The following is a 3,475-nucleotide window of genomic DNA, read 5'->3' on the forward strand; positions in this document are numbered from 1 at the left end:
GCAGCGCCGCGCCGCCATGGTCGCGATCGCGAGCGAGCGCGAGTGCGGTCCACTGGCCGGACAGGCGCACGGTCTTTCCGCGGATGCCGGCCGTGACTTCAAGGCCGGGCGGCATGTCTTGATTCAAGGGTGGGCACTCGAGGCAGCGGGGTGAGCGAACATTGTAGCGAACGAGCCCTGTTTCGGCGGTCCGAAAGCGCACTGTGTGCGTGTGAACGACAGCGAAGCTGTGGGTAACACTCTGGATAACTTGTGGACTGCCTGTGGGTACGCTGTGAATTGCACAAAAATTCAGCAGATTGCGCGGAAATCGACACGAAGGATGCCCGGCCGAGGCTGTGGATGAATTCGTGGACAAGCTGTGGACTTGCTGTGGGCGGGCTGTGAATTGTCTATGTTTTGGGCCTGCGCTTTGGGTCCGCGCTCTGGACCTGCATATCGGGGGAAAGCCTGCGCTGGGCGCTGCTGCCCGCGCCCCAGCCACTACAATACGAGGCATGAACTCGACGCCCCCCACCCCCGATACCCCGAGCGCCGGCGACTGGCGCATCGACCGCAACCGCGCGATCACGCTGTTCGGCCCGGCCGCAAACGACTGGCCGATCGAGATCGTCGAGGAAACCGGCTCGACCAACGCCGACCTCATGGCGCACATGAAGTCGCTGCCGCAAAAGCGCGACGCGCTCGCGCGCCCGATCGTGCGCGTGGCCTACCTGCAGACCGCGGGCCGCGGCCGACGCGGCCGCAGCTGGGTCGCGCAGCCCGGCGACGCCCTGCTGTTCTCGCTCGCCTGCGTGCTGCCGCGCCCGCTCGAAGGCCTCGCGGGCCTGAGCCTCGCCGTTGGCTCGGCACTGGTCGACGGCTTGCGCACGCTGCCCGTGGCCGCGCCCGGCCAGATCGCGCTCAAGTGGCCGAACGACGTGCTGCTCGAAGGCGACAAGCTGGTCGGCATCCTCGTGGAGACGGCCTGGAGCACCGCCGACGCCACGGCTGTGGTGATCGGCATCGGCACGAACGTTCGCGGCGCGGACGCGCTCGCGGCGAAGGTCGAGGCGCTCAACGCCGCCAGCGGGAGCGCGGCGGCCGTGCCCGGCACGGCGCCCACGGCGCCCACGGCGCTCTCGCGCGCGTGGCCGAACGCCAACCTCACCGACACGCTCGCCGCCGAACTCAACGCGCTCGAACCCGCGCTGCAGCGCTTCGGCGCGGCGGGCTTCGCGCCCTTCCAGGCGCGCTGGAACGCGTGCCACGCCTATGCGGGCCGCGAGGTCGCCATCTACGAGCAGGGCAAGGAGTTGCTGCGCGGCGTGACGGCCGGCGTCGACGAGCGCGGCCAGTTGCTCGTCGATACGCCGAACGGGCGCGAGACCGTCACGACCAGCGACGTGTCGCTGCGGCTCGCGGACGGCGGCGCATGAGCCGCGGCCCCTTCCTCCTGATCGATGCAGGCAACAGCCGGATCAAATGGGCCCTCGTCGCACCCGACGGCACGCGTTTGCATGCCGGCGCGATGGATCACGTGCGAGACGATGGCGGCAAGGCGAGCGACGACGTCAGCCCGATCGAATGGTCGACGTTGCCGAGACCCGGCAGCGCGTGGATCTCCAACGTCGCGGGCGCGGCGGTCGCCGAGCGGCTCGATGCGCTCGTCGAGGCGCGCTGGCCGGGTCTCTCGCGCACCGTCGTGCGGGCCTGCGCGCAGCAGTGCGGCGTGACGAACGGCTATGCCACGCCCGACGCGCTCGGCAGCGACCGCTGGGCCGGCATGATCGGCGCGCGCGCTGCGTATCCGGGCGAGCCGCTCCTCGTCGCGACATTCGGCACGGCCACCACGCTCGAAGCGCTGCGCGCGGACGGCACCTTCGTGGGCGGCCTGATCGCGCCGGGCTTCACGCTCATGATGCGCTCGCTGGGCGAGCACACGGCGCAACTGCCCGTGATCGGCGGCGGCATGCCCGATGCGCAGCCGCCTCTTGAAGTGTTCGCCACTGACACGCGGCGCTCGATCTCGGCGGGCTGCGCGCTCGCGCAGGCGGCGCTCGTCGAGCGCGCCTGGGCGGATTTGCAGGCTGCGTGGAACACGCCGGTGCGGCTCGTGGTGAGCGGCGGCGCGGCGGCGGAAGTGACAGCGGCGCTCAAGGTGCCGCATACTCGCCACGACGCGCTCGTGCTCGCGGGGCTCGCTCGCATTGCGGCGCAGTCCTGAGCGCGGCGCGCGTTCCTCTGAAACCACGATATCGACGGAGCTTCACACGATGCTGCGCTGGCTGATCGCCATCCTGATTCTTGCCAACCTGCTGGCCTTCGCGGCCATTGGCGGCGTGTTCGGCCCGACGCCCGCGTCGGGCACGCGCGAAACCCAGCACCTGAACCGGCAGATCCACCCGGAGCGGCTCCAGGTGCGGCCCATCCGGCCCTCCGAGTCGGCGGATGTCGCGACCGTGGGCGGCCCAGTAGCGCAACCGGCCGTGCAGGCGTCGAGCCTGTCGCAGTAAGAGCAGCGCATTGCGCACGCTCATGCGGCATTAGTTAGCCACAAACGCAACCGGCCGGAGCCTGGCTCGCCCTCTTCAGGGGCGGCGCGGGCTCCGGCCGGTTTTCACTTGTCTGTCCGCACGCGGCGGACTCGACTCAAAGACTTACTTCGAACCTTCCTGCGCGCGCACCTTCTGCAGGAGCCGCGTGGTGGAGCGGTCGTGCTCGAAAGGAATCGCCAGCGCGCGGCCACCCCAGCCCCGCACCAGCGCCGACTCGGGCAGTACGTCCATGTCGTAGTCGCCGCCCTTCACGAGAATGTCCGGATGCACGGCCTCGATCAGTTCGACCGGCGTGCGCTCGGTGAACTGCACCACCCAGTCCACGCTCTCCAGCGCCGCCAGCAGCGCCATGCGGTCGTTCTCGTTGTTGATGGGGCGGTCGTCGCCCTTGCCTAGCATCTTCACCGAAGCGTCGCTGTTCACACCGACGATCAGCGTGGCGCCCAGCGCCTTCGCATCGGCGAGATAGGTGACGTGCCCGCGATGCAGGATGTCGAAGACGCCGTTGGTGAACACCACCGGGCCGGGCAGCGAGGCGCGCAGTTGCGCGAGCGCCGCGCGGGTCGTGATCTTGCGTTCGAAGGAAGCGGGCATGGGAGGAGACTCGGATCAAAAAGCGGGCGTTGACCGAAGGACGGAAGCCGGCCAACGAAAACGGCCCGTCACGCGAGAAGCGCTTCGGGCCGTCCAGATCGCGGCGCGCCACGGCGGGCGCGCACGCGTGAAGCCGTGCCGGCGCGTCAGGCCGGCTGCTGCGTGCCCTGCTCGGCCTGCAGACGCTGCACCACTTCCTTGCGATAGCGGTTCAGTTCCTGCGCCGTGCTGAACGTGCGCTCGAACAGGATCGAGAGGTTGTGCAGGATACGCTCGATCACCTTCTTTTCCCAGCCGTCGTCGAAGCGAATCTGCTCGTCGAGCCAGCGCTCGAGCCATTCCGG

The 3,475-nt window shown here is 69.4% G+C and carries 4 protein-coding genes and 2 pseudogenes; 3 read left to right on the forward strand and 3 right to left on the reverse strand.

What is annotated here, in order from left to right; all coding sequences use genetic code 11:
• Positions 1-127, reverse strand: a pseudogene (locus VMJ11_RS34560) (ABC transporter permease); the annotation flags it as partial.
• A gap of 370 nt (positions 128-497) precedes the next feature.
• Here VMJ11_RS34560 and VMJ11_RS29705 point away from each other — a divergent pair.
• The 3 genes from VMJ11_RS29705 to VMJ11_RS29715 are packed head-to-tail and all read left to right on the forward strand — an operon-like array spanning position 498 to position 2,495.
• Positions 498-1,418, forward strand: a complete 921-nt coding sequence (locus VMJ11_RS29705; RefSeq protein ID WP_325624370.1) for a biotin--[acetyl-CoA-carboxylase] ligase — start codon at positions 498-500, stop codon at positions 1,416-1,418.
• Complete coding sequence (locus VMJ11_RS29710) at positions 1,415-2,206, forward strand: type III pantothenate kinase (protein ID WP_325624371.1); 792 nt, start codon at positions 1,415-1,417, stop codon at positions 2,204-2,206. Before VMJ11_RS29705 ends, VMJ11_RS29710 begins: the two co-directional genes overlap by 4 nt.
• Before the next feature lie 49 nt (positions 2,207-2,255).
• On the forward strand, positions 2,256-2,495 hold the full coding sequence (locus tag VMJ11_RS29715) for a hypothetical protein (protein WP_325624373.1): 240 nt from the start codon (positions 2,256-2,258) through the stop codon (positions 2,493-2,495).
• Between the two features lie 144 nt (positions 2,496-2,639).
• On the opposite strand, the gene rfaE2 is transcribed toward VMJ11_RS29715, so the two are convergent.
• Positions 2,640-3,131, reverse strand: coding sequence for a D-glycero-beta-D-manno-heptose 1-phosphate adenylyltransferase (rfaE2, locus tag VMJ11_RS29720; protein WP_325624374.1), 492 nt, complete (start codon positions 3,129-3,131; stop codon positions 2,640-2,642).
• 146 nt (positions 3,132-3,277) lie between these two features.
• Positions 3,278-3,475: pseudogene (locus VMJ11_RS29725) on the reverse strand (ferritin-like domain-containing protein); the annotation flags it as partial.

It is taken from the genome of Paraburkholderia sp. (assembly GCF_035501035.1).
Lineage (GTDB): Bacteria > Pseudomonadota > Gammaproteobacteria > Burkholderiales > Burkholderiaceae > Paraburkholderia.